We start from the raw sequence: 25502 nt of genomic DNA, 5'->3' as shown, positions 1-25502 counted from the left end.
ACGGGCCAAAAGAAGCCCGGAGGCCGAAGCAGGGAGCTTACAGAATGAGCACGAGCCCATTGCGGATCGTTCATTGCGTCCGCTCGCCCATCGGCGGGATCTTTCGGCATATTCACGACCTGGCGATCGCCCAGTCGCAGGCCGGCCATGCCGTCGGCGTGATCTGCGACTCTTCCTCCGGCAGCGACTTCGACAACGCTTTCGTCGACCGGCTGCGACCGCACCTAGCGCTCGGCGTCGCGCGCTTTCCCATGCAGCGCAGCCTGGCGCTGCAGGACCTCGCGGCGGCTTTCCGCCTCTACCGCTATGTCAAGGACCTGAAGCCTGACATCGTGCACGGTCATGGCGCCAAGGGTGGCGCCTACATGCGCGCCATCGGCACGCTCCTGCGCCTGCAGGGCCGCGACGTGACACGCATCTACTGCCCGCACGGCGGCAGCCTGCATTACGATCCCAACCGGCTCGAGGGCCGCGTCTATCATGCACTGGAGCGGCTCCAGGCGCATTTCACCGACGGCCTGATCTTCGTTTCCGACTACGAATACGCCGCCTACGAGACCAAGGTCGGCCACCCGAGGATCCCGGCGCGGGTGGTCTACAACGGCCTGCAGCCGAGCGAGTTCATGCCCGTGCAGCCGGACGAGGACGCGCGCGACTTCCTCTACATCGGCATGCTGCGCGACCTGAAGGGGCCGGACCTGTTCATCGAGGCGCTCTACAACCTCCGGCTCAGGACCGGACAGGCACCGAGCGCGCATATCGTCGGCGAGGGACCCGACCGGGCGAAATACGAGCAGAAGGTGAAGGACCTAGGACTGACCGGCGCCGTCACCTTCCACGGCGCCTTGCCAGCCCGCCAGGCCTTCAGGATGGGACGCTGCGTGGTCGTGCCGTCGCGGGCGGAAGCCATGCCCTACATCGTGCTGGAGACGGTCGCCGCCCAGGTGCCGCTGATCGCCACCCGCGTCGGCGGCATCCCGGAGATCTTCGGCCGTTATGCCTCGCGCCTCGTCGAGGCCGGCGACGTCGACAAGCTGACCGCGGCTATGGAGGGCGCCCTCGCCGACCCCCAGGCCATGCGCAGCTTCGCCAAGAGCCTGCGCACCTGCCTCGCCGAGACCTTCTCGGTCGACCTCATGTCCGACCGCATCACCGCCTTGTACCGGCAGCTGCGCGGCCAGGACATCGCGGGGAGCGAGGTCACGGCCCAGCCAGCGGCCAGCGCAGGCATGCCGGACCCGCAAACCGTTTACGCCAGCTCGAGCAACCCGTGATGGCCACACTCGCCCAGTCGTCCATTTCCCCCGCGCCGCCTCCCGAAGCCGAAGACGCGGCCAGCCTGCGCCGACGCCTGGCGGAGGAATTGCGTCGAGGCACCGAAGGTCCCGGCGCCTCCTCCGGCGCACCCAAGGCCGACCTGTCGCCCGAGGCGACCGCCATTGCCGACAGTCTGCGTACGGACGGCGTGTCGCTGCCGGTGCTGGAGGGCTCGGTACGCCTGATCGACGGCGCCCTCGTGCTGGCCACCGGCCTCGCCGCCCTGGCCGCCACCGTGGGCCTCGACGGCCTGTCTCCCCTCTCGGGCGGCCTGCTCGCAGCCTCGGTCCTGTTCGCACTGGCCTTCTTCCAGGCCTTCGACTGCTACCAGGTGTCGGTCATGCGCGCCGTGTTCGCCCAGGTCGGACGCATCGCCAGCGGCTGGACGCTGGTGTTCGCCATGGTCGCCATCGCCCTCGTCACCACCCCGCTCGGCGAGAGCATCGCCAGTCCCTGGCTCGGCCTGTGGTATGCTGGCGGCCTCGTCACCCTCGCCGCCGCGCGCCTGCTGGTCTCCCGCCGGATCCGCACCTGGATGGCGCAGGGCCGGCTGGAGCGGCGGGCGGTGATCGTCGGCGGCGGTTCGGCAGCAGCCGACCTGATCCACGAGCTCGAATCCCAGCCCGACAACGACATCCGCATCTGCGGCATCTTCGACGACCGCGCCAGCGACCGCTCGCCGCCCGTCGTCGCCGGCTATCCCAAGCTCGGCAACATCGACGCCCTGGTCGAATTCGCCCGGCTCGCCCGCATCGACATGCTGATCGTCTGCATTCCGGTGCGGGCCGAACAGCGGGTGCTGGAACTGCTGCGCAAGCTGTGGGTGCTGCCGATCGACATCCGCCTGTCGGCGCATACCGACAAGCTGCGCTTCCGCAGCCGCGCCTCGTCCTTCATCGGCACGGTGCCGTTCATCGACGTGGTCGAGAAACCGATCACCAACTGGGACATGGTCGCCAAGCGGGTGTTCGACATCGTCTTCGCCAGCGCGGCGCTGGTCGCCCTGTCGCCCGTCATGCTGGCGACCGCACTCGCCATCAAGCTCGACAGCCGCGGCCCGGTGCTGTTCCGCCAGAAGCGCTACGGCTTCAACAACGAGATCATCGAGGTGCTGAAGTTCCGCTCGATGTATCACGAGATGGCCGACCCGGACGCCAAGCGCGTCGTCACCAAGGGCGATCCGCGGGTCACCCGCGTCGGCCGGTTCATCCGCCGCGCCTCCATCGACGAACTGCCGCAGCTGTTCAACGTGCTGAGCGGCGAACTGTCCCTGGTCGGGCCTCGGCCGCACGCGGTCAACGCGCACACCGACAACAAGACCTGGGACGAGGTGGTCTACGGCTACTACGCCCGCCACAAGGTCAAGCCCGGCGTCACCGGCTGGGCGCAGATCAACGGCTGGCGCGGCGAGGTCGACACGCCGGAGAAGATCCAGAAGCGCGTCGAATGCGACCTCTACTACATCGAGAACTGGTCGATCCCGTTCGACCTCTACATTCTCGTCATGACGCCGATCCGCCTGCTCAACACGGAGAACGCGTATTGAGCACCCTGATCGCAGGCGCCGGTCGGCCGATCCCAGCCCGGCAGGGCCTGCTGGTCAGCGCCGGCAGCCTCGGCGACGCGGCGCTGTGGCTCGCCGCCTTCCTCGGCGGCTTCGTCATCCGCGAGCCGGCGCCCTACGAACTCTACATGGCCGGCCTGCTCGTCGTATGGCTCGCCTGCGGCCTGAAGCTGCGTCCGCAATTCGGCCCGCTGATCGTCATGATGATGCTGTTCATCGCCGGCGGCATCGCCTCGGTGCCCTTCGCCCGCGATCTGCCGACGGCGATCATCTACATGGCCGTCTCGGCCTTCCTGGCCGCCACCGCGATCTTCTATGCCGCGATCCTGGCGGAGCGGCCGGAGCGCACGCGCGTCATCGAAAGAGCCTATATCGCCAGCGCGACGCTGTCGGCGCTGATCGGCATCGTCGGTTATTTTCACCTGCTGCCGGGCAGCGACTTCTTCACCCTCTACGGCCGCGCGCGCGGCACCTTCGAGGATCCGAACGTGTTCGGCCCGTTCCTGGTGCTGCCGGCCGTGCTCCTGATCCAGCGCCTGCTCGGCAGCCCGTTCGCCCGCAACCTCTCGGCGCTGATGCTGCTGCCGATCCTGGTGCTCGGCGTGTTCCTCAGCTTCTCGCGCGGCGCCTGGGCGATGCTCGCCATCGCCGCACTCGTGCTTTACCTGTTGCAGCTGGTGAGCGAGCGCCGGCCTGCCGCCCGCCTGCGCCTGGTCCTGATCGGCGTCGCCGGCGTCGTCGCGGTCGCAGGGCTGCTGGCGGTCGCGCTGTCGATCGAAAGCGTCGCCGACATGTTCCAGCAGCGCGCCAAGCTGGTGCAGGACTACGACGGCGCCCGGCTCGGCCGCTTCGCCCGCTACTCGCTCGGCTTCGGCATGGTGATGGAACATCCGCTCGGCCTCGGCCCGCTGGAGTTCAACAAGTACTTCCCCGAGGACGAGCACAACGTCTACCTGAAGGCCTTCACCACCTACGGCTGGCTCGGCGGCACGACCTATCTGTTCCTGGTGGTGTGGACGCTCGCCGCCTTCGTGCCGGTACTGTTCAAGGCGCGCCCCTGGACGCCCTTCGCCCGCTGCGTCTTCGCCGTGCTGCTGGCGCACATGATCATGAGCGCGATCATCGACACCGACCACTGGCGCCATTTCTACATGCTTTACGGCCTTGCCTGGGGCCTGATCGCCGCCGACAGGATGAGTCTCGCCAACAGATCTGTGGACCGGCACGCACGGCAAACCTTGCGCCCGGCAATCGAACCGGATAAGAGGGGCGCAGTCGGGCAGTAGCGCAGCCTGGTAGCGCACTTGACTGGGGGTCAAGGGGTCGTCGGTTCAAATCCGGCCTGCCCGACCAAAACTCCCCAAACGCTTGAAATAACGTGCTTTTAAATGGTCGGAGCGTCTCGCTTCCGGTGCGCTCAGCGTGCCTGGTCGAGCAGGCGCTTGCACTCGAGCAGCTCGAACAGCGTCGCCTGCAGCCGGCGGATGTCATCCTTCGACAAGGTGCCCGGCTCGCTCGCCTGTTCCGCCTTTTCCCCCCTCAAACGGTCGATGAACCGGAAGCCCTTTCCATGCGCCGGGGCCGCAGCGCGGGTCTGGCCTTCGGCCAGAACGCCCCTCGGCAAGGCTTCCGGCTCCTGGACCGGAGCATCCTGCGAACCGGGGTCGTGATCCTGGTACTGCGGCTCGACAACGGCCGGACGGCGTGCGGCGGGTGCCGGCGCCGCGTCCGCCTCCAGCAGCTTATGGGCGACGGCGACGGGCATGGCGTCCTCGCGCCAGATCTGCATGACGAAGCGCGGCCCCTGGTCCTTCAGGATGCGCTGCACGCCCTTGATGGTGTAGCCCTCGCCGTAGAGCAGATGGCGGATGCCACGCAGCAGCTCAACGTCGTCAGGCCGGTAGTAGCGCCGGCCGCCGCCGCGCTTGAGCGGCTTGATCTGGGTGAACCGGGTTTCCCAGAACCGCAGAACATGCTGCGGCAGGTCGAGCTCCTCAGCAACCTCGCTGATCGTCCGGAAGGCGTCGGGGCTTTTTTCCAGGGAGCTCATACTCGGGTTTTACGGTGGCGGTCAGTCGGCATCGGGAGACGTCAGGGACTCGTTGATCCTCTGCTTGAGGATGTTGCTCGGCTTGAAGACCATGACCCTGCGCGGTGAGATCGGCACTTCCTCGCCCGTCTTGGGATTGCGTCCGATGCGCTCGCCCTTGGAGCGGACGACGAAGGATCCGAAGGAGGACAGCTTGACCGATTCCCCGGTGACGAGACAATCCGAGATCTCGGACAGCACCCGTTCGACCAGCTCGGACGATTCGGTGCGGGACAGTCCGACCTTCTGATAGACCGCCTCGCAGAGGTCGGCCCGCGTGATTGTCCTGCTCCCCATGGCCCCTCCTTGGCCAAGATCATCGATCTGGCTGATTTTGCAATGGAACTTACCGCACGGGGCTACGGTATTGCGTCCTCACAGGCCGGTCAACCTGAACTATGGGTCAAACGGCGATCACGAGGATCTCGCGCCCGCAGTGTGTCGGATTCACCACCGCAGCAGCGCCGAGCCCCAGGTGAAGCCACCGCCCATGGCTTCGAGCAGAACCAGGTCGCCGGTCTTGACGCGCCCGTCGCGCACCGCGCTGTCGAGCGCGAGCGGGATCGAGGCCGCGGAGGTGTTGCCGTGCAGGTCGACGGTGGTGACGACCTTCTCCGGCGCGATGCCGAGCTTCTTGGCGCTGGCGTCGATGATGCGCTTGTTGGCCTGATGGGGAACGAACCAGTCCAGGTCGTCGGCGGACGTGCCGGTGGCGGCGAAGGCGTCCTCGATCACGTCGGTGATCATGCCGACCGCGTGCTTGAACACCTCGCGGCCCTCCATGCGCAGGTGACCGACCGTCTGGGTCGACGACGGCCCGCCGTCGACGTACAGCTTGCACTTGTTGCGGCCGTCGGAGCGCAAATGCGTCGTCAGCACGCCTCGGTCACCGAGAGTGCCGCTGCCTTCCCGAGCCTCCAGGACGACCGCCCCCGCCCCGTCGCCGAACAGGACGCAGGTGGTCCGATCGTTCCAGTCGAGGATGCGCGAGAAGGTCTCGGCACCGATGACCAGTGCCCGCTTAGACTGACCGCAGCGCATGAAAGCGTCGGCCGTCGCCAGCGCATAGACGAACCCGGAGCACACGGCGTGAATGTCGAAGGCCATACCGTGGTAGATGCCAAGGTCGGCCTGCACGCTCACCGCCGTGGCGGGAAAGGTGTTGTCGGGCGTGGCGGTCGCCAGAATGATCGTGTCGATGTCCTGGGCGTCGACCCCCGCGTGCCGGAGCGCGCGCTGCGCCGCCTTGATCGCCAGGTGGGAGGTGAATTCGCCGTCCGCCGCGATATGGCGCTGGCGGATGCCGGTGCGCTGGACGATCCATTCGTCGGTGGTGTCCACCATCCGGGCGAGATCGTCGTTGGTCAGGCACTTTTCGGGGAGGTAGCTGCCGCAGCCAAGAACGGTTGAACGGATGACGCTCACGACTCACCTTCGGTTTGGTCTGCAGGCGTGGCGAACCGCCCGCGATGATAGTGGATCAGATCCTGGGCGATCTTGTGCAGAAGTTCGTTGCGGACCATGTCGTAGGCGAGTCCGATGGCGCTGGCAAAGCCCTCCGCGTCGGTGCCGCCGTGGCTCTTGATGACGATGCCGTTGAGCCCGAGAAACACGCCGCCGTTGACCTTGCGCGGGTCCATCTTCTCGCGCAACCGGTCGAAGGCGCTCCTGGCGAGCAGATAGCCCAGCCGGGCCATGAGCGTGCGCTGCATCGCCGAGCGCAGGTAGCCGCCAATCTGCTTGGCGGTGCCTTCCGCGGTCTTGAGCGCGATGTTGCCCGCGAAGCCCTCGGTGACGACCACGTCGACGGTGCCCTTGCCGAGGTCATCGCCCTCGACGAAGCCCGCGTAGGTGAAGGAGCGCAGGGGCGTCTCCTTGAGCAGCCGGCCGGCGGTGCGCACCTCCTCCAGGCCCTTGACCTCCTCCACGCCGATATTGAGCAGGCCGACGGTCGGCTTCTCGATACCGAACAGGGCACGCGCCATGGCGCCGCCCAGAATGGCGAAATCGATCAGCTGCTGGGCATCCGCACCGATGGTCGCGCCGACATCGAGCACCACGGACTCGCCGCGCGTCGTCGGCCAGATCGCCGCGATCGCCGGGCGCTCGATATTGGCCATGGTGCGCAGGCAGAACTTGGACATGGCCATCAGCGCGCCGGTGTTGCCGGCTGACACGGCGACGTCGGCGTCGCCCGTCTTCACAGCCTCGATGGACCGCCACATGCTCGAGCGCCAGCGCCCCTGTTTGAGCGCCTGGCTCGGCTTGGCATCCATGGCGACGGAGACGTCGCAATGATGGAAGGTCGAGGCATCGCGCACGCGCGGATATTTCTCGAGCAGCGGCAGGACCACCTTTTCGTGGCCGAACAGGAGGAAGCGCGTGTCGGGATGGCGCAGCAGCGCGATTTCGGCGCCGGGAAGGACGACCTCGGCGCCCGAATCGCCGCCCATGACGTCCAGCGAGATATGTATGGGTTTCGCCATCTATCGGTTCTTGCAATCCATCCGCGCGGCCTCAGGCGCGCAAGCCGGCCGGTCCGGCTAGAGGGAGAACGCCCGGCCGCCTCAGGCGGCCACAGCGGTGGCGAACATAACCGTTTCGCGCCACGAGACAACCGTTTTCGCAGGTCCGGTCCACCACGACCTAGTCCTTGTTCGGCCGCTTCAGCTTTTCCAGCACCTTGAACGGCGACGGGCGCTCCGCCTCGCTGGCCTCCTCGTCCGGCTCCGGGGACTCGAGTTCCGCCCCCGGCCGGCGCGGGAACGGATCGAGCGTCAGTGCCAGATGCTCGCAGATCAGCGCGCCGAGGTCGATGATCCCGTGCTCGATTAGATCCGGAGGTTCGGGCGCTTCCAGATCGATCTCGATCTCTCCCTCTTCGTCGGGCTCGCCGTCACCGGCATCCGGCAGGTAGGCACGTTCGAGCCTCTCGTCGATCCCGGCCTCGAACGGTTCGAGCGTGACGACGCAGACCTGCACGACGCGCGCGCGCAAGCGTCCGCTGACGAAGACCCCGGCCTTGCGCCAGGGCCTTATCTCCAGTTCGGCGGTCAGAGCCGGCAGGGCCTCGAGACCGTAGGCCTCGGCGATCCTGGCACGCTGCGACTCGGTCGGCGCGAGCACCAGGGACTGGCTGCGATTGCCGAGCTTGGCGACGTCGAAACGGTGGCTGTAGGGGAAACCGGCGTCAGTCATGAGTCTCCTGCTCCGGATGATGGGGGATCGGATCGGGCCAGGCCACCTCGCCGCGCCTCAGCGCCTCGACGGGCTGCTGCGCCAGCACCTGGGCGACGGCCATGGCATAGGCTGCCAACGCCCGGGCGGCGGCGGGACTGGACGCCTCGGGAAACACGTTGCGGTCGATCGCGGCAGCGAGCGCGCCAAGCTCTCCGTCGTCCAGGGCCGTGCCATAGGCGGCCGCGCGACCGTAAAACGCCTCGGCCATCTTCTTCACCTTCCTGGGCACGCCGACGTCGCTAACGCCCATCTCGCGCAGCGACCCGTCCATGTCCCGGAAAAACAGGTCGAACACCTTCTGGGCGAACTCGGCCACCTCCCTGCCCTCGCCCTGCAGCCGGCGGAACACCAGGATGGCATGCAGCACGATCATGTCGAACCGGCCGTCGACCGTGTCGGGCACGCCGATGGGCGAATAGAATCCCGGCTGCCGCGCTTGAGCCACGATCGCCCCGTACAGCGCGTATTCGGAGGTCGGCCGGCGGCGGCGGAAAAGGCTGAAAACCATGCGATGCCTCGGTGCGGGTGTGCGCGAGCGGTGTTGCCTTGTGCCCTATCGCAGGTTAGGGACTTTGCCAAGGAACGAAATCCGATACGCGCCGTGCGGTAAAGCCGGTTCAGATGGGACAGGAAACAGTCAATGAAGATGAAGGCACATGCGGTGATGGTCCCGGTCGTCCTCGGCCTGACGCTCGGCGGCTGCTTCACGCAAAGCTACAACCACGGCCACGCGATCTCGCAGGACATGCTCGACCAGATCCAGGTCGGCTCGAGCCGGGAGAACGTGGAACTGGTGCTCGGCTCGCCTTCGACGACCTCGAACATCAGCGGCGACGCCTACTACTACATCTCGCAGGTCGCGCAGACGACTGCCTTCATGGGTTCCAAGATCGTCGAGCAGCGGGTGGTAGCGGTCTATTTCGATGAGGAAGGCTACGTCCGCGACATCGGCCACTACGGCCTGCAGGACGGCAAGGTGTTCGACTTCATCAAGCGCACGACCCGCACCGGCGGCGCGGACTACGGCTTCCTGACCCAGATCCTGCGCGGCGCCACGCGGCCGGGCCTCGGCCTGTAGCCTCTGGCCCCGGCAGGGAATACGCGCCGCGCAAAGCGAACGCCCAAACGAACGCGAGCCCCGCGATCCCGCGGAGGCCCAGCTTGTTCACAAACCTCCAGACGCGTCATCCTGCACGCAGCGAAGCGCATATGCGGGATCGGCGAGCCGGGGGCCTCCGGTCTCCTTCATCGACACCGGAGAGGCTGCGGCTGCGTCAACAAGCGAAGGCCCCCGCGATCCTGCGGGGGCCTTCGCCGTTTTCCGTCGGACGATCAGTGCGCCAGTACCGCGAGCAGCAGCAGCGCGACGATGTTGGTGATCTTGATCATCGGATTGACGGCGGGGCCAGCGGTGTCCTTGTAGGGATCGCCGACCGTGTCGCCGGTGACCGACGCCTTGTGCGCCTCCGAGCCCTTCATGTGGACCACGCCGTCCTTGTCGGTGAAGCCGTCCTCGAAGCTCTTCTTGGCGTTGTCCCAGGCACCGCCGCCGGCGGTCATGGAAATGGCCACGAAGAGGCCGGTGACGATGACACCGAGCAGCATGGCGCCGACCGCCGCGAAGCCCTCGGATTTTCCGGCGATCGCGTAGATGGCGAAATAGGCCACGATCGGCGACAACACCGGCAACAACGAGGGCACGATCATCTCGCGGATTGCGGCCTTGGTCAGCATGTCCACGGCGCGACCGTAATCCGGCTTTTCCGTACCCTGCATGATACCCGGCTTCTCGCGGAACTGCCGGCGCACTTCCTCCACGACCGAACCGGCCGCACGGCCGACCGCGGTCATGGACATGCCGCCGAACAGATACGGCAGCAGGCCGCCGAAGAGGAGGCCGACCACCACGTAGGGGTTGGAGAGCGAGAAGTCGACCGAAACGCCGTCGAAGTAGCTACCCGGCGTGGCATTGGCCGCGAAGAACTTGAGGTCCTCCGTGTAGGCTGCGAAGAGCACCAGCGCACCGAGGCCCGCAGAGCCGATGGCATAGCCCTTGGTCACCGCCTTGGTGGTGTTGCCGACGGCGTCGAGCGCGTCGGTGGTCACCCGCACTTCCTTCGGCAGACCGGCCATTTCGGCGATGCCGCCGGCATTGTCGGTGACCGGGCCGAAGGCGTCGAGCGCGACGACCATGCCTGCCAGCGCCAACATCGTTGTCACCGCGATGGCGATGCCGAACAGGCCGGCCAGATTGAAGGCCGCCAGAATGCCGCCGATGATGATGATCGCCGGCAGGGCGGTCGCCTCGAGCGAAACGGCCAGGCCCTGAATGACGTTGGTGCCGTGGCCGGAAACCGAGGCCTGGGCGATCGAGACCACCGGGCGGAAGCCCGTGCCGGTGTAGTATTCCGTCACCCAGATGATGAGCCCGGTCACGACCAGCCCGACGATGCCGCAGTAGAACAGGCTCGCTCCGGTGAAGGTCAGGCCGCCCGATGTGGTGAATTGCGATCCGAGGCCGAGCCAGAACCAGGTGATCAGGAACAGCGCCACTGCCGACAGCACCGCTGTCGCCACGAAGCCCTTGTAGAGGGCGCCCATGATCGAGTTGTTCGCGCCAAGCTTGACGAAGAACGTGCCGACGATCGAGGTCACGACACAGGCAGCGCCGATCACCAGCGGCAGCAGCATCAGTTTGGATGCCGCATCGCCGACGAAGAAGATCGACGCCAGCACCATGGTGGCGACGACGGTCACGGCATAGGTCTCGAACAGGTCGGCAGCCATGCCCGCACAATCGCCGACGTTGTCGCCGACATTGTCCGCGATGGTCGCCGGGTTGCGCGGATCGTCCTCGGGAATGCCGGCCTCGACCTTGCCGACGAGGTCACCGCCGACGTCGGCCCCCTTGGTGAAGATGCCGCCGCCCAGACGGGCGAAGATAGAGATCAGCGACGCACCGAATCCGAGCGCGACGAGGGCGTCGATGACGACGCGGTCGCTCGGGCTGTAGCCCATGGCTCCAGTGAGAATGGCGAAATAGACCGAGACGCCGAGCAGCGCGAGGCCGGCGACCAGAAGGCCGGTGATAGCGCCCGACTTAAACGCAATGCCGAGACCGGCCGCCAGGCTCTGGCTCGCCGCCTGGGCGGTGCGTACGTTGGCCCGGACCGAGACCATCATGCCGATGAAGCCGGCAGCCCCCGACAGCACGGCTCCGATCAGGAAACCGATGGCGGCACTGCCCGACAGCAACCACCAGGCCAGGAAAAAGACCACGACGCCGACGGCGGCGATGGTGGTGTACTGGCGCATCAGATACGCCTGCGCGCCTTCCTGGATCGCCCCCGCGATCTCGCGCATGCGGGCGGATCCTGCATCGGCCGTCATGACGGACTGGATCGCCCAGACCCCGTAGCCGATGGACAGGAACCCGCAAACGATTACGACAACTAACTCGGTCATAGAACCTCCCAAATGATGCGCAGCCCGGTCTTTTTCTTATTGGGCCAAGTGCTGCAGTGCGGTCTGCACCGTAATATGGAAACAACGCGAAACCAAACCGCACGGTAGCAGCAAGAACGCAGGGGTGGTCAAGGGAGTCTTTTCACAAACGCACAGGGTCGAAAGCGCACTGGCTGCGGCCACCGCGGCTAGGGCGCGCCTTCCCGGCGGTCGTACAGCGCGAGCCAGCCGATCAGCGCAAGACAGACGGCAGAGACCGGGAACACGAGGAGATTGACCGTGCCCCAGCCGAAATTGTGAAGGAGGTGACCGGATGAGAACGAGGCGAAGGCGACGAAGCCGAAGACCAGGAAGTCGTTGAACGCCTGGACCGTGTTGCGTTCCTGCGGCCGGTAGGCGCGCGACAGCATTGCCGTCGCGCCGATGAAGCCGAAGTTCCAGCCCAGGCCGAGCAGCACGAGTGCCACCCAGAAGTGCATGACTTCGACGCCCATCAACGCGACCACCGCGCAGCCGGCAAGCAAGGCCAGGCCGACGATCACAATCCGCGCCGCGCCGTAGCGGGCGATCAACGATCCGGTGAAGAAACTCGGCCCGAACATGGCCAGCACGTGCCACTGGATCGCCAGCGCGGCATCGGTCTGCGTCAGGCCGCAGCCGATCATGGCCAGTGGCGTGGCCGTCATCACCAGGCTCATGAGCGCGTAGGAACACACGCCGCACGCCGCCGCGACGATGAATACCGGCTGGCGCACGATCACCGACAGCGGCCGGCCGATCGCCGCACCGGACGCGGCGCGTGCCGGCGGCGGCACGCGCAGGAAGAACAGCACCACCAGCGCGGCAAGGGACAGGCCTGCCAGCGCCAGATACGTGCCGGCGAACAGGATCGGCGCGAACAAGTCCTTGGTCGCGATCACAGTCTGCGGGCCGACGATGCCGGCCAGCACGCCGCCGGCAAGAACCCAGGAGATCGCCTTGGGCTTGAATGTCTCGCTCGCGGTGTCGGCCGCCGCGAAGCGGAACTGTTGAACGAAAGCGCCGACAAAGCCGGTGCCGGCACAGCCGAGGATGAACAGGGGAAAATTGCCGTCCAGGACCGCGTAGGCGGAAAGCAGGGCCGCGGCGATGCCGAAAGCGGAGGCGCCCATGAAACCGGCGCGCCGGCCATAGCGGCGCATGATCGCACCCGCCGGCAGGGTGCCGATCGCGGTGCCGAGGACCATGAAGGAAACCGGCAGCGTCGCAAGCGACTTGTCGGCACCGAGCAGGCTGTTGCCGACAAGCGACGCCGTCGCGATCACGATCGAAGCCGAGGCGCCGCCGAGCGCCTGGGCAAGCGCCAGCAGCACGGCGTTGCGTTTGGCAAGCCGGTTGTCCACGAATTCCGCACCGGCGCCGCCGACTGCACTCATTGACCTATCCTCGATCTCCCTCCTGCGGGCGAGCCGTCCTACTGGACTGCCGCGACGGGTGGAGCAGCTAGAAGTGACGGAAGCCGCCCCCGTCCGAAACCTGGACGGGCCGTCCGCCCTGCGTGAACGTCAGCCGACCGCCACCTTCGGCAACCTCGCCGATGCAACTGACCGCAACGCCGGCGTCGGCCGCGGCGGCGACAAATCCGTCGCAGGCCTGCGGCGGAACGCAGGCGAGGATCTCGTAGTCGTCTCCGCCGGTCAGGCAGGCGAGCCCGAGACCGGGATCCTGCGCTCGCACCCCGCGGGCGGCCGGCGAGAACGGCACGAGATCGACGTCGATGACGCCGTCGACACGGGATTCCCGGCAGACGTGACCGGCATCGGCGGCAAGGCCGTCGGAGACGTCGATCGAGGCGCTGGCGTGATCGAGGATGGCGGCGGCAAGTGCCGTGCGCGGCTCGGGCCACAGATAGCGGCGCAGCAGGTGTTCCCGCTCCTGCGCGGCAAGTCCGAGTCGGTCGGCAAGCCCGGGATCCAAGCGCAGGCGCAGGCCGAGGGCCGCGTCGCCGATCGTGCCGGTGACGAAGATCCGGTCTCCGGGCCTGGCGCCGTTGCGCCGCACCGTCCGCCCGGCAGGCACCTCGCCGATCGCGGTGACCGACACCACAAGGCCTGCTCCCGAGCGGATCGTGTCTCCGCCATAGAGGGACAGGCCGAAGCGCGCCTGGTCGGCGGCAAGGCCGGCCGAAAAGGCCGCAAGCCAGTCCTCGGTCCAGTCGTCTTGCAGCGCCAGTCCGAGCAGGTAGGCCCGAGGCCGGGCGCCCTTTGCGGCAAGGTCGGACAGGTTCACCCGCAGCGCCTTGGCGGCGATGCTGTCGGGCGGATCACCCGGAAAGAAATGGACCCCGGCGGCGAGCATGTCCTTGGTCAGGACCAGATCGGTGCCCGGTGACGGCGTGAGCGCGGCTGCGTCGTCGGTCAGGGCAAGACAGCCCGGATCGGTGGCAAGCGGCGCGAAATAGCGCGCGATCAGGTCGAATTCATGCGGCCTGTCGGCGACCATCGTCAGCCCTCGCCGGTACCGTCCTTGGCCGCGAACTCGCCCGTGCGCAATTCATGCGCGAGACGGTCGAGCACACCGTTGACCAGACGCGGTTCGTCCTCGGCGTAGAAGGCCTTTGCGACGTCGATGTATTCGGAGATGATGACGCGGGCCGGAACGTCGCGTCGACGCAGCAACTCGTAGGCGCCCGCACGCAGGATCGCGCGCAGCAGGCTGTCGATCCGCCGCAGCGGCCAGTCCTCGACCAGTGCGGTGTGGATGAACGGATCGAGCTTTCGCTGTTCCTCCACCACACCCTTGACGACGTCCTTGAACCAGAGTTCGTCGGCCTCGCGGTACTGCGCGCCGTCGAGCTCCTTGCCGAGCCGGAAGGCTGTGAATTCATTGACGACATCGGTCAGCGAAGCACCGCCTATGTCCATCTGGTAGAGCGCCTGGACGGCGCCGAGCCGGGCCGCGCCGCGCTTGTTCGCCGGACGGGCGTCTCGGCCCCCTTCATGTGCGACCTTGTCGGTCATGTCCGTTCAGACTCCAAGCCTTTCCCGCAGGCGGATCATGTCGAGCGCCGCCTTGGCCGCAAAACCGCCTTTGTCCTTCTGGTCGGGACGGGCCCTGGCCCAGGCCTGGTCGCCGTTCTCGACCGTCAGAATGCCGTTGCCGAGCGCGAGGTCGGCATCGATCACCAGGTTCATCACCGCGCGCGCCGACTCGTTGGCGACGATGTCGTAGTGCGAGGTCTCGCCCCGGATCACGCAGCCGAGCAACACGAAGCCGTCATAGATCACGCCCTCGTTCTCCATGGCGGTCAGTACCATCGAGAGCGCAGCCGGGATCTCCAGAACTCCCGGCACGAACAGCCGTTCGTAGGTGGCGCCGGCATCTTCCAGCACACGGGACGCGCCCTGGAACAGCGCGTCGGCGATGTCGGCGTAGAAGCGGGCTTCGATGATCAGAACGTGCGGCGCGGAGCTCATGGGATCGGTCGTCTTTCTTCGAGAGGGCCGGGTCAGGAACCACGCCCGTCCGGATTTGTCCAGTGCTTATGCCGGCGGAGCCGGGCGGTCAGGCATGGTACTCGGCGAGGCGCGCAGCATAGCGCGCCATCATGTCAACTTCAAGGTTCACGCGGTCGCCCGCGTGCCGTTCCGCCCAGGTCGTGACTTGCAGCGTATGGGGGATGAGGAACACCGAGAAGCTGTCGCCCTCAACCTCATTGACCGTCAGCGAGGTGCCGTCCAAAGCGACCGAGCCCTTGCGGGCGATGAACCGGGCGAGGCCGGCGGGGGCCTCGAAGCGGAAATAGACCGACTCCGGATGGTCGCGCCGCTCCAGAATTGTGGCCGTACCATCGACATGGCCGAGCACCAGATGCCCGCCCAGTTCGGCGCCGAGCATCAGCGACCGCTCCAGATTGAGCCGCATGCCCGCCGTCCAGTCGCTGACCGTGGTCAGGCGCAAGGTCTCGGCGCCCGATTCGACCTCGAACCAGTTGACGCCGCCGGTGCGGCCCTTGGCGGTCACCGTGTGGCAGGGACCGCCGCAGGCGATCGAGGCGCCGATGTCGATCGTGTCGGGATCGTAAGCCGTTGCGATTCTCGTGCGCCTCCCGGCCGGAATGGACTCGACGCGAAGGATCGTTCCGACGTCGGTGACGATACCGGTGAACATGTCAGGCCTCCTTTCGGCGGTAGCGGACATAATGGTCCTCGCCCCAGATCCCGGTCTCCACCACATGAAACCGGCCTGTGCCCGCCAACGCGTCGGCTCCCTCCGCGCCGAACGGCAGGACGCCGCCGGCGCCGAGCGACGCCGGCCCATGGACCAGCCAGGCCTCATCGACCATGTCGGCGCGCAGGAACGCTGCGGCGACCCGGGAGCCGCCTTCGACCATCACGCGGGTGATGCCGCGGGCGGACAGCGCGGTCAGCGCGACGAGCGGATCGATCCCCTCCGGTCCGGCCGGAACGCGGATAATGAGGACGCCGGCACGGGCGAGAGCGCCGAGCCGGTCCGGGTCGGCGGCGTTGGCGACGACGGCCCACACGGGGACCTCGGCGGCGCTGCGCACCAGCCGGCTGCCGAGCGGCAGGCGCGCGTTCGGATCGAGGACGACGCGCACGGGCGAGCGGCCCTCAAGGCCGGGAAGCCGGCAGGTCAGTTGCGGATCGTCGGCAAGGACGGTGCCGACGCCGACGAGGATGCCGTCGCTCCGTGCCCGGATGCCGTGGGCGAAACGCTTGGAAAGCGAGCCGGTGATGGCGATCTGCCCCGCGCCGAGCCGACCGATGAAGCCGTCCGCCGACAGCGCCAGCTTGAGCGTGACGGCCGGTCGCTGGGCCAGAACGCGCAGGCTGTGGCCAAGGTGCAGGTCGCGGCACGCGACCGCCTCGACGCCGACCGTCACCGCGATTCCGGCGTCCCTCAGCATGCCGATTCCGCGTCCTGAAACCCTCCTATTGGGGTCCGCAATCCCTATCACAACCCTCCGGACTCCCGCCGACACGAGCGCGGCCGAACACGGCGGCGTGCGGCCGTGGTGGGAACAGGGTTCGAGCGTCACGTAGCAGGTCGCGCCGCGCGCCCTGTCGCCGGCCTGACGCAGGGCGTTGACCTCGGCATGCGGACCGCCGGGAGGCGAGGTCACGCCGCGGCCGACCACGACAGGCGCGCCGCCCGTGTCTGCGACGATCAGCGCGCCGACGGAGGGGTTCGGCCACACCCGGCCGAGGCCGCGACGCGCAAGCGCGACGGCGGCGGCCATGTAGCGGCGGTCGATGTCGCAGACGACGCCCGCCACAGCCGCACCGGATGCCTCCGCACTGCCGGCGCCGGTCACGTTTCCTCCAGCGCCTCGTCGGCCGGGCCACTCAGTTCGCCGAGCAGTGCCTCGAAGTCCTTCGCCTCGCGGAAGTTCTTGTAGACGGAGGCGAAGCGGACATAGGCAACGTCGTCGATGGCTTTCAGGCCTTCCATGACATGAGTGCCGATCGTTTCCGACGTCACCTCGCCCTCGCCGGAGCTTTCCAACTGGCGGACGATGCCGCTGACCATGCGTTCGATGCGCTCCGGGTCGACCGGACGCTTGCGCACCGCGATCTGGACCGAGTGTATCAGCTTGTCGCGGTCGAACGGCACCCGCCGGCCGGAGCGCTTGACGACCATCAGCTCGCGCAGCTGCACGCGCTCGAAGGTCGTGAAGCGACCGCCGCAGGTGGAACAGACCCGCCTGCGCCGGATCGCCGTGTTGTCTTCCGTAGGCCGCGAATCCTTGACCTGGGTCTCGTCGCCGCCGCAGAACGGGCACCGCATGTAGCCTGCTCCTTCGCCTCCCCTGCGGGGTCAGGCCGGGTAGATCGGGAACCGTGCGGTCAAGGCCTCGACCTTGGCCTTGACGGCGGCTTCGACCGCGGCGTTGCCCTCCTCGCTGTTGGCAGCCTTCAGGCCGTCGAGCACCTCGGTGATCAGCAGGCCGATCTCGCGGAATTCGGCCAGACCGAAGCCGCGCGTGGTGCCGGCCGGCGTGCCGAGGCGGACGCCGGAGGTGACGAACGGCTTTTCCGGGTCGAACGGGATGCCATTCTTGTTGCAGGTGATATTGGCCCGACCAAGCGCCGCCTCAGCCTTCTTGCCGGTGGCGTTCTTCGGACGCAGGTCGACCAGCATGAGATGATTGTCAGTGCCGCCGGAGACGATGTCCAGCCCCTGCTCCTTCAGGGTCTGGGCCAGCGCCTTGGCATTGGCGACGACATCAGCGGCATAGGTCTTGAAGGCGGGCTGCAGCGCCTCGCCGAAAGCGACCGCCTTTGCGGCGATGACATGCATCAGCGGGCCGCCCTGCAGCCCGGGGAACACCGCCGAATTGACCTTCTTGGCAAGGTCCTCGTCGTTGGTCAGGATCATGCCGCCGCGCGGGCCGCGGAGCGACTTGTGTGTCGTCGTGGTCACGACGTGGGCGTGGGGGATCGGCGAGGGATGCACGCCGCCGGCGACGAGACCGGCGATATGAGCCATGTCGACCATCAGCCAGGCGCCGACCGCGTCGGCGATCTCGCGGAACCTTTTCCAGTCCCAGATGCGCGAATAGGCCGTGCCGCCGGCGATGATCAGCTTCGGCTTGTGGACATGGGCGAGACGCTCGATCTCGTCCATGTCGAGCAGGTGATCGTCCTTGCGCACGCCGTAGGAGACGACGTTGAACCACTTGCCGGACATGTTGACCGACGAACCGTGGGTCAGGTGACCGCCGGAATTCAGATCGAGGCCCATGAAGGTGTCGCCCGGCTGCAGCAGGGCGAGGAACACCGCCTGGTTCATCTGCGAGCCGGAGTTTGGCTGGACATTGGCGAAAGCGCAGCCGAACAGCGTCTTGGCCCGCTCGATGGCGAGATTCTCGACGATGTCGACATACTGGCAGCCGCCATAGTAGCGCCGGCCGGGATAGCCTTCGGCATACTTGTTGGTCAGGACCGAGCCCTGCGCCTCAAGCACCGCCTTGGAGACGATGTTTTCGGACGCGATCAGTTCGATCTCGTGCTGCTGGCGTCCGGTTTCCTTCCGGATGGCGTCGAAGACGTCCGGATCGGCCTCGGCGAGGCCGCGGGTGAAGAAACCGGAAAAGGTCGACTGGCCGGCCGAGATATCCGTCATCGACATGGCATGGTCCTTCTTGGCGATTGTCGCGTGGTCCAAGGGGCACGTCCGATCCGGTCGCATGCCGCACGCGGCGACGATTCCGGGACGTCCCGATTTCGAGGGTCAGCACTTAACATAGAGAACCGGGCGAACCAAGTGCCAGCGCGCCGCATGCGCGGCAGGTGTCCCGCCTTGCCCAACCCGGAGGGCACCAAGGGCCCGTCATGGCTCGCCAAGGTCCGCCAGGCGGCGGTTCAGCTTGCGCAGCGCCAGCGCCTTGAGATCGGCGGCTGCCGCGCTGGACGGCCCCATCACCGAGACCTCGACGCCGGTCGCCGCATCGATGGCCGTCACCTTCACCTGCCGGCCCACCGGCAGGAACTCCAGATAGACCTCGCCGTCCGGCCTCCCCTGCCCGCTCATCCGTCCCTCGTACCTGCCAAGCGCTGCCATACTGAGCCCGACTCCGGACGTCGGCGCAAGTCCCCGACGCCTCCACCGCTGCCGAGCGCAACGAAAAAGGGACCGGACTCGGTCCGATCCCTCGATACTTCGTGCCGACCGGCGACCTCAGCGATAGGCCGGCAGCAGATCCGCGACCTCGTTGGCATAGAGGCCGTCGCGGTTGTAGATGTCGTCGCGGAAGTGGACGATGCCCTCGTCGGTCGACCAGGCGGTCACGTAGGTCATGTACAGCGGCACCTGCGTCTTCAGCTTGACGTCCTCGCGCACACCCATGCGGATGGTCTCGTCCACGCGGGCCCGGCTCCAGTCCGGCGTGGTCGATTCCAGCATCCAGGTGACGAGTTCGCGCACGTTCTGCACCCGCACACAGCCCGACGAATGGAACCGGTAGTCGCTGCCGAACAGCGACTTGGACGGCGTGTCGTGCAGGTAGACCTGGTGCTGGTTGTGGAAGTTGATGCGCACGCTGCCCAGCGAATTGATGTCGCCCGGCTCCTGACGGAACTGGTACTGGGTCGCCTCGTCGGTGTTCCAGTCGATCTGCTGCCAGCTGAGCTCGTTGTTCTTCCAGTCGAAGATGCGGATCTTGTTCTTCGCCAGGTACTCCGGATCCTCCTTCATCTTCGGGATCAGGTCCTTGCGGATGATGGAGACCGGCACGGTCCAGTAGGGATTGAAGTTCAGCTCGTAGATCTTGCTGTTCAGGATCGGCGTCTGGCGATCGATCTTGCCGACCACCGCGGTGTGGCGCGAGCGCACGCGGCCGTTCTCGACCGCCTCGATCTCGGCCGCCGGGATATTGACCATGACATAACGATCGCCGAGGAAGCCCGACATGGAGCGCAACCGGACGAGGTTGGTCTCGAGTTGCTGCAGGCGGACCTCCGCCGGCACGTTGAGGGCAACGACCGTGGTCTGGCCCACCACGCCGTCGGGGATCAGCCCGTGACGGACCTGAAAGCGGCGTACGGCGGCATCAACGTAGGAATCGAAGGTATCGGACAGGCCGGCTGTCTGCTCCAGATCGCCGGAGGCAATCAGGCGGCGGCGAAGAGCGACGACGCTCGCGTCCTGGGCGCCGATGCGCAAGCCGTGGCGGCTGGACTGCACCTTGCCCCAGCCGCCCTGCTGGACGATGAACTGGTAGCGGTTGATCGCCGCGGCGAGATAGTCCGCGGTCTCGGGCGACAGGGTCGGCTTGGACGACTTGATCGCTTCGAGGCTTTCCATCGTGGCGTCGAAACGGTCTTCCCATTCGATGCGCTGGTTGTACTGGCGCAGGGCCTCGAGCGGCGAGGCCGTCACCGATTGGACGCCGGCTCCGATTCCGAACCCGGCGAGCGCCAGGGCCACAGCCGCCTTCGCGGAAGTCAGGCTCTTTTCTCGAACGACACGATTGCGCAAAACCACCAGTTCAACTCCTTCGACCCGCCCGCTCCGCCGGGGAATGCCATTCGATACCACGCCCATGCTTAACAAACTGCAGCGTCGGGCGTTCCCGATGCGCCGGCCTGCGTCCGACGCGGCATCACGCACCGCCACACACGCGCACGCGGCGCAGAGCGACGGCACCTTTCATCGGGGAAATAGTCAGGCGTTTATGGCTTAAACATGTCCGGGCGCAGCCAATCCTGCGCTGCACAAACAGAAAACGCCGCCTCGGGCGGAGGCGGCGTTTTCGCGCGAAGCGGCCTGCGGCCGGCTCAGAGCCGGTACAGGATCTGGTCGGTCCAGAAGCGTTCCAGCCGTCGCAGCGACTTGTTGAGCTGAGCGAAGTCGTCGGCGCCGATCTCGCCGACCTGCTCGACCGACAGGATGTGGCGTTCGTAGAGGTCGTTGACGATGCGCGCGACTTCCTGGCCCTTGGCCGTCAGGCTGACGCGCACCGAACGGCGGTCCATGCGCGAGCGCTGGTGATGGATATAGCCGGTCTCGACGAGCTTCTTGAGATTGTAGGAGACGTTCGAGCCGAGATAGTAGCCGCGGGTACGCAGCTCGCCAGCCGTCAGTTCGGCGTCGCCGATGTTGAACAGCAGCAGGGCCTGCACGCTGTTCACGTCGGACCGGCCCATGCGGTCGAACTCGTCCTTGATAACATCAAGCAGACGTCGGTGGAGTCTTTCGACGAGAGTCAGCGCTTCGAGGTACAACGGCTTGATGTCCGCGTCCTCCTCGGCCTGAACCACTACATCGACAGCCCTGGTTGCTGTGATCATTAGTTTGCGCCTCTTTTTCTACCAGTCTTCGGGTGGATATTTTCCCACCTTGAGACCGATCCTACAGAGGCGTTTCTAAAATCCGCTTAAGAGACACGCTGAATTATCTCTTAAAAATTCGACGAGAGGTTGCAGCACACCGTTAAGTCTTCGGTTACGACTGACCACGCAGGAAGCGGACGATCCCGGAGAAGTCCACATCCGCATTGCCGGCGTTGCAGAACAGGTTGTAGAGCGTCGACGCCTGTGCGCCGAGCGGCGTCGAGGCGCCGCTGGACTGGGCCGCCTCCTGGGCGAGCTTCAGGTCCTTCAACATCATCTGCGCTGCGAAGCCGGGCTGGTAGTCGCGGTTGGCCGGCGAGCTCGGCACCGGACCGGGCACCGGACAGTAGGTCGTCAGCGACCAGCACTGGCCCGAGGCGGTGGACGAGATGTCGAACAGCTTCTGGGCGTCGAGGCCGAGGCGCTCGGCCAGCACGAAGGCCTCGCTGACTGCGATCATCGAAATGCCGAGGATCATGTTGTTGCAGATCTTGGCGGCCTGGCCGGTTCCCGAGCCGCCGGCATGGACGATCGTCTTGCCCATGGCCTGAAGGAAGGGTCTGGCGCGCTCGAAGGCCTCGGCCTCGCCGCCGACCATGAAGGTGAGCGTGCCGGCCGTCGCACCGCCCACCCCGCCGGACACCGGCGCGTCGATCATCGCCATGCCGGCTTCGGCGGCGGCGTGGGCGACCGCGCGGGCGCTGTCGACGTCGATAGTGGAACTGTCGATCAGCAGCGTGCCCGGCCGGGCGTTTTCCAGGATCCCGTCGGGTCCGGTGTAGACGGCGCGCACATGCTTGCCGGCGGGCAGCATGGTCACCACCACGTCGGCCCTGTAGACCGCCTCGGCGACGTTGTCGGCAGGCGTGCCGCCGACCTCCTTCAGACGGTCACGCGCAGCCTGGGACAGGTCGAAGCCGGTGACGGCATGACCCGCCGAGATCAGATTGGCCGCCATCGGCCCACCCATGTTGCCGAGACCGACAAATCCGATTGACGCCATGACAGGTTCCTCCCGAACGCGCCGGAGCCGTGAGCGGCCCTGCGGCTGACTGTGCTTGCCCGTTGTCAGGTCGACCTGTTCTCCCGCTCCATCAGGTAGAGGAGCAGCAGATAGATCGCGATGGTGATCATGTAGAACGAAATCTCGTAGGGCCGGCGGCCGAAGACGTCGGCAAAGGCCGTGTGCATGACGATCTGGCTGAGCGCACGAAACAGCCACATGACGGTGCCCCAAGACACCGCCAGCCACAGGCCGATCGCCGCGACCAGGTCGAGCACGGCGAAGAACACTGTCGCCGTCTGCCATTCGACCGGCATGTCCCAGAACCAAACGCCGCGCCAGGGCATGAAGCCGACGATGCGCGCCCAGTGGATGATGCCGCCGCCGAGCAGCAGCAGCGCAATGAGGCGCAGGTACCAGATGAGAATGCCGCCCCAGGGCGGGCGGTTCTTGATCAGGTCCTGGAAGGTGACGATCATGGCGGGCCTTCTCGGGCAAGGACGAGGTCGCCGCAGGCGGGCTCCTCGAAATACGCCGCGAGCGCCGCGCTGTCCACCGCGTCGAAGGACGAGGGCCGCCAGCGGGGAGCATTGTCCTTGTCAATCAGCACCGCGCGGACGCCCTCGTAGAAGTCGTGTTCCCTGAGGATGCGGTTGACGATCCGGAACTCAAGCCTCATGCAGCCGGCGAAATCGAGATTCCGGCCGCGCCGCATCTGCTCGAAGGCGATGGCGACGCTGGTCGGCGAGCGGGCAGCCAAGGTCTTCAGGGTCGCCACGGCGAAATCGGAGCCGGAGGCCTGCAGGGCAGCGAGGATGCCCGCGAGGCTGTCGCGGGAAAAGGCCGCCTCCATCTCCTCCGCGGTGTCGAGGATCGGCGCCGGGCCGGGATCCGCGGCGAAGGGCGCGAGCGCCGCGTCGACGTCCGCCGCCTCCGCGAGCGCCGTCTCGATGGCGTCGAGGTCGGCCGCGTGCACCGCATGGGTCAGCACGCCGGACCACAGCGCGTCGGCCTGCTTCATGCGTCCGGCGGTCAGCGCGCACCAGATGCCGCTGGCGCGCGGCATGCGCGGCAGGACGTAGGTGCCGCCGACGTCGGGGAAGAAGCCGATACCGGTCTCCGGCATGGCGAAGGTCAGCCGCTCGGTGCCAAGGCGGTGGCTGCCGTGCACCGAGATGCCGACGCCGCCGCCCATGACGATGCCGTCGATCAGGGAGACATAGGGCTTGGAGAACGCCTTGATCTGCGCGTTGAGGCGATATTCCTCGGCGAAGAAGTCGACCTGGTGCGGGTCGCCAGCCTTGCCCATCTCGTAGATCCTGCGGATGTCGCCGCCGGCGCAGAAGGCCTTCCCGCCGGCGCCGCGCACGACGACATGGGCGATGCTGTCGTCACGGGCCCAGGCATCGAGCCGCTCGGCCATCGCCCGCACCATGGCGAGCGTCAGCGCGTTGAGCGCCGCCGACCGGTTCAGGGTGATGAAGCCGGCTCGGCCCCGAATCTCGAAAAGCACCTCGTCGGTCACGGTCTCGCTCCGTCGTGTCTTCGGTGGTCAGCGGCCGATCAGGTCGCGGGCGACGATCAGGCGCATGATCTCGTTGGTGCCTTCCAGGATCTGGTGCACGCGCACGTCGCGCAGGAAACGCTCGATCGGATAGTCGCGCAGGTAGCCGTAGCCGCCATGCATCTGCAGGGCCTCGTTGACCACCGTGAAGCCGACGTCCGTGGCCAGCCGCTTGGCCATGGCGGCGGTGCGCGTCGCCTCCGGCGCCTTCGCATCGACAAGCACGGCGGCCTTGTGCAGCAGCAGGCGAGCGGCCTCCAGTTCGGTCGCCATGTCGGCGAGGCGGAACTGCAGCGCCTGGAACTCGGCGAGCGCGCGACCGAACTGGCGGCGCTCCTTCATGTAGGCGACGGCGCGCTCGAGGCAGGTCTGGGCGGCGCCAAGCGAGCAGGCGCCGATGTTGAGCCGGCCACCGTCGAGGCCGGCCATGGCGATCCTGAAACCCTCGCCTTCCGTCCCGACCAGATTGGCCTTGGGCACGCGGCAATCCTCGAAATTGACCTGCGCGGTCGGCTGGCTCTTCCAGCCGAGCTTGACTTCCTGGGCGCCGAAAGAAAGCCCCGGCGTGCCCTTCTCCACCACCAGACAGGAAATGCCCTTCGGGCCCTCGCCGCCGGTGCGCGCCATGACGACATAGACGTCGGAGGTGCCGCCGCCGGAGATGAACGCCTTGGAGCCGTTGAGGACGTAGTGATCGCCGTCGGCCACCGCCCGGGTGCGCAGGGAGGCCGCATCCGATCCCGACCCCGGTTCGGTCAGGCAATAGCTGGCGAAGGTCGTCATGGCGCAAAGGTCCGGCAGGTATTTCCGCCGCAACTCGTCGCTGCCATAGGTATCGATCATCCACGCCGCCATGTTGTGGATCGAGATGTAGGCGGCGGTCGACGTGCAGCCCTTGGACAGTTCCTCGAAGATCAGAGCCGCGTCCAGTCGAGACAGGCCCGAACCGCCGACGTCGTCGCGCACGTAGATGCCGCCGAAGCCGAGCGCAGCCGCCTTGCGCAGCGTGTCGACGGGGAAGTGACTCTTCTCGTCCCATTCGCGCGCATGGGGTTCCATCTCGTCGCGCGCGAAATCCGCCGCAACCTGTTGAAAGGCGCGCTGTTCCTCGCTCAGCGAAAACTCCACGACCGACCTCCCTGACCCGCTTCTTTGGCCGGGCTTCCCGGCCAGCCGCCCCGGCAGTCCGGCATCCGCTCCTCGCACCGGACCTGACCGTCGCGGATCGGATTAACGCGTTTTGACGTTAACGTCAATTTACGAGGTATTCTATCATCCTTTCGCGGTATTGCGACCATCCGTCCCGCAGGCTGGCGTCCGGCCGCCGCTGTTGCTAGAGTCGCGCCGCGATTTCTCTTGCAGATCAACACGATCAGGACAATGCCATGCGCCCGCCATCCCGCAGCCCGCTCGTCACGCCGCAA

Annotated in this window: 26 protein-coding genes and 1 tRNA gene; 5 read left to right on the top strand and 22 right to left on the bottom strand. The window is 66.8% G+C overall.

Translation table 11 applies throughout. From position 1 onward, the window contains the following. The first annotated feature begins 44 nt into the window (after positions 1 to 44). From SL003B_RS09790 to SL003B_RS09775, 4 genes are all read left to right on the top strand, one after another. A complete protein-coding gene (locus SL003B_RS09790) occupies positions 45 to 1274 on the top strand; it encodes a glycosyltransferase family 4 protein (RefSeq protein ID WP_013652678.1) in 1230 nt (409 codons plus the stop codon). Next, positions 1274 to 2863 (top strand): undecaprenyl-phosphate glucose phosphotransferase, encoded by a 1590-nt coding sequence (locus SL003B_RS09785; RefSeq protein WP_013652677.1) that lies wholly within the window; start codon positions 1274 to 1276, stop codon positions 2861 to 2863. The genes SL003B_RS09790 and SL003B_RS09785 overlap by 1 nt, the downstream gene beginning before the upstream one ends. Then, a complete protein-coding gene (locus tag SL003B_RS22760) occupies positions 2860 to 4167 on the top strand; it encodes an O-antigen ligase family protein (protein WP_013652676.1) in 1308 nt (435 codons plus the stop codon). The genes SL003B_RS09785 and SL003B_RS22760 overlap by 4 nt, the downstream gene beginning before the upstream one ends. Continuing rightward, a tRNA-Pro gene (locus SL003B_RS09775) sits at positions 4158 to 4234 on the top strand. Before SL003B_RS22760 ends, SL003B_RS09775 begins: the two co-directional genes overlap by 10 nt. Positions 4235 to 4298: 64 nt before the next feature. Here the strand turns inward: SL003B_RS09775 and SL003B_RS09770 are convergent. From SL003B_RS09770 to SL003B_RS09745, 6 genes are all read right to left on the bottom strand, one after another. Then, complete coding sequence (locus SL003B_RS09770) at positions 4299 to 4931, bottom strand: MerR family transcriptional regulator (RefSeq protein WP_013652675.1); 633 nt, start codon at positions 4929 to 4931, stop codon at positions 4299 to 4301. A gap of 21 nt (positions 4932 to 4952) precedes the next feature. Beyond that, positions 4953 to 5267, bottom strand: coding sequence for an integration host factor subunit alpha (locus SL003B_RS09765; RefSeq protein WP_013652674.1), 315 nt, complete (start codon positions 5265 to 5267; stop codon positions 4953 to 4955). Between the two features lie 150 nt (positions 5268 to 5417). Next, a complete protein-coding gene (locus SL003B_RS09760) occupies positions 5418 to 6395 on the bottom strand; it encodes a beta-ketoacyl-ACP synthase III (RefSeq protein ID WP_013652673.1) in 978 nt (325 codons plus the stop codon). Next, the gene (gene plsX, locus SL003B_RS09755) at positions 6392 to 7456 is read right to left on the bottom strand and encodes a phosphate acyltransferase PlsX (protein WP_013652672.1); all 1065 of its coding nucleotides are present in this window, start codon (positions 7454 to 7456) and stop codon (positions 6392 to 6394) included. Before plsX ends, SL003B_RS09760 begins: the two co-directional genes overlap by 4 nt. Positions 7457 to 7616: 160 nt before the next feature. Beyond that, positions 7617 to 8168 (bottom strand): YceD family protein, encoded by a 552-nt coding sequence (locus SL003B_RS09750; RefSeq protein ID WP_013652671.1) that lies wholly within the window; start codon positions 8166 to 8168, stop codon positions 7617 to 7619. Beyond that, complete coding sequence (locus tag SL003B_RS09745) at positions 8161 to 8718, bottom strand: ubiquinol-cytochrome C chaperone family protein (protein ID WP_013652670.1); 558 nt, start codon at positions 8716 to 8718, stop codon at positions 8161 to 8163. Before SL003B_RS09745 ends, SL003B_RS09750 begins: the two co-directional genes overlap by 8 nt. A gap of 132 nt (positions 8719 to 8850) precedes the next feature. On the opposite strand from SL003B_RS09745, the gene SL003B_RS09740 reads away from it, so the two are divergent. Continuing rightward, on the top strand, positions 8851 to 9288 hold the full coding sequence (locus SL003B_RS09740; protein ID WP_013652669.1) for an outer membrane protein assembly factor BamE: 438 nt from the start codon (positions 8851 to 8853) through the stop codon (positions 9286 to 9288). Positions 9289 to 9542: 254 nt separating this feature from the next. Here the strand turns inward: SL003B_RS09740 and SL003B_RS09735 are convergent, their stop codons facing one another. The 16 genes from SL003B_RS09735 to SL003B_RS09660 all read right to left on the bottom strand — a co-directional run bounded on the left by SL003B_RS09735 (position 9543) and on the right by SL003B_RS09660 (position 25206). After that, positions 9543 to 11675: a sodium-translocating pyrophosphatase gene (locus tag SL003B_RS09735; RefSeq protein WP_013652668.1), complete on the bottom strand. Its 2133-nt coding sequence runs from the start codon at positions 11673 to 11675 to the stop codon at positions 9543 to 9545. A 188-nt stretch (positions 11676 to 11863) separates the two neighbouring features. Then, positions 11864 to 13090: an MFS transporter gene (locus SL003B_RS09730; protein WP_013652667.1), complete on the bottom strand. Its 1227-nt coding sequence runs from the start codon at positions 13088 to 13090 to the stop codon at positions 11864 to 11866. A gap of 67 nt (positions 13091 to 13157) precedes the next feature. After that, entirely contained in the window at positions 13158 to 14156 is a 999-nt protein-coding gene (gene thiL, locus SL003B_RS09725) for a thiamine-phosphate kinase (protein WP_013652666.1), read from the bottom strand. 2 nt (positions 14157 to 14158) lie between these two features. After that, positions 14159 to 14674 carry a transcription antitermination factor NusB gene (gene nusB, locus SL003B_RS09720; RefSeq protein ID WP_013652665.1) on the bottom strand — a complete coding sequence of 172 codons (516 nt, stop codon included), beginning with the start codon at positions 14672 to 14674 and terminating at the stop codon, positions 14159 to 14161. Positions 14675 to 14680: 6 nt separating this feature from the next. Next, complete coding sequence (gene ribH / locus SL003B_RS09715; protein WP_013652664.1) at positions 14681 to 15130, bottom strand: 6,7-dimethyl-8-ribityllumazine synthase; 450 nt, start codon at positions 15128 to 15130, stop codon at positions 14681 to 14683. A gap of 88 nt (positions 15131 to 15218) precedes the next feature. Further along, positions 15219 to 15824, bottom strand: coding sequence for a riboflavin synthase (locus SL003B_RS09710; RefSeq protein ID WP_013652663.1), 606 nt, complete (start codon positions 15822 to 15824; stop codon positions 15219 to 15221). A gap of 1 nt (position 15825) precedes the next feature. Beyond that, a complete protein-coding gene (ribD, locus tag SL003B_RS09705) occupies positions 15826 to 16992 on the bottom strand; it encodes a bifunctional diaminohydroxyphosphoribosylaminopyrimidine deaminase/5-amino-6-(5-phosphoribosylamino)uracil reductase RibD (protein ID WP_013652662.1) in 1167 nt (388 codons plus the stop codon). Further along, positions 16989 to 17465: a transcriptional regulator NrdR gene (gene nrdR / locus SL003B_RS09700; RefSeq protein ID WP_013652661.1), complete on the bottom strand. Its 477-nt coding sequence runs from the start codon at positions 17463 to 17465 to the stop codon at positions 16989 to 16991. Before nrdR ends, ribD begins: the two co-directional genes overlap by 4 nt. A gap of 30 nt (positions 17466 to 17495) precedes the next feature. Further along, a complete protein-coding gene (gene glyA / locus SL003B_RS09695; protein ID WP_041376001.1) occupies positions 17496 to 18803 on the bottom strand; it encodes a serine hydroxymethyltransferase in 1308 nt (435 codons plus the stop codon). 207 nt (positions 18804 to 19010) lie between these two features. Next, positions 19011 to 19211 (bottom strand): DUF6898 family protein, encoded by a 201-nt coding sequence (locus SL003B_RS09690; protein WP_041375475.1) that lies wholly within the window; start codon positions 19209 to 19211, stop codon positions 19011 to 19013. A 147-nt stretch (positions 19212 to 19358) separates the two neighbouring features. Beyond that, the gene (locus SL003B_RS09685) at positions 19359 to 20663 is read right to left on the bottom strand and encodes a L,D-transpeptidase family protein (RefSeq protein WP_242390360.1); all 1305 of its coding nucleotides are present in this window, start codon (positions 20661 to 20663) and stop codon (positions 19359 to 19361) included. Positions 20664 to 20956: 293 nt separating this feature from the next. Beyond that, on the bottom strand, positions 20957 to 21469 hold the full coding sequence (gene ldtR, locus SL003B_RS09680) for a transcriptional regulator LdtR (protein ID WP_013652657.1): 513 nt from the start codon (positions 21467 to 21469) through the stop codon (positions 20957 to 20959). A gap of 154 nt (positions 21470 to 21623) precedes the next feature. Beyond that, on the bottom strand, positions 21624 to 22514 hold the full coding sequence (gene mmsB, locus SL003B_RS09675; RefSeq protein ID WP_013652656.1) for a 3-hydroxyisobutyrate dehydrogenase: 891 nt from the start codon (positions 22512 to 22514) through the stop codon (positions 21624 to 21626). Positions 22515 to 22579: 65 nt separating this feature from the next. Continuing rightward, positions 22580 to 22993 (bottom strand): DUF6163 family protein, encoded by a 414-nt coding sequence (locus SL003B_RS09670; protein ID WP_013652655.1) that lies wholly within the window; start codon positions 22991 to 22993, stop codon positions 22580 to 22582. Then, positions 22990 to 24039: an enoyl-CoA hydratase/isomerase family protein gene (locus SL003B_RS09665; RefSeq protein WP_013652654.1), complete on the bottom strand. Its 1050-nt coding sequence runs from the start codon at positions 24037 to 24039 to the stop codon at positions 22990 to 22992. The genes SL003B_RS09670 and SL003B_RS09665 overlap by 4 nt, the downstream gene beginning before the upstream one ends. A 27-nt stretch (positions 24040 to 24066) precedes the next feature. After that, positions 24067 to 25206 (bottom strand): isobutyryl-CoA dehydrogenase, encoded by a 1140-nt coding sequence (locus SL003B_RS09660; RefSeq protein WP_013652653.1) that lies wholly within the window; start codon positions 25204 to 25206, stop codon positions 24067 to 24069. Positions 25207 to 25502 lie beyond the last annotated feature (296 nt).

The sequence above is a fragment of the Polymorphum gilvum SL003B-26A1 genome, assembly GCF_000192745.1.
In the GTDB taxonomy this organism is placed as follows: Bacteria; Pseudomonadota; Alphaproteobacteria; order Rhizobiales; family Stappiaceae; genus Polymorphum; species Polymorphum gilvum.
The sequence above is the reverse complement of the archived record's forward strand: the minus strand, read 5'-3'. Positions and strand labels throughout refer to the sequence as shown.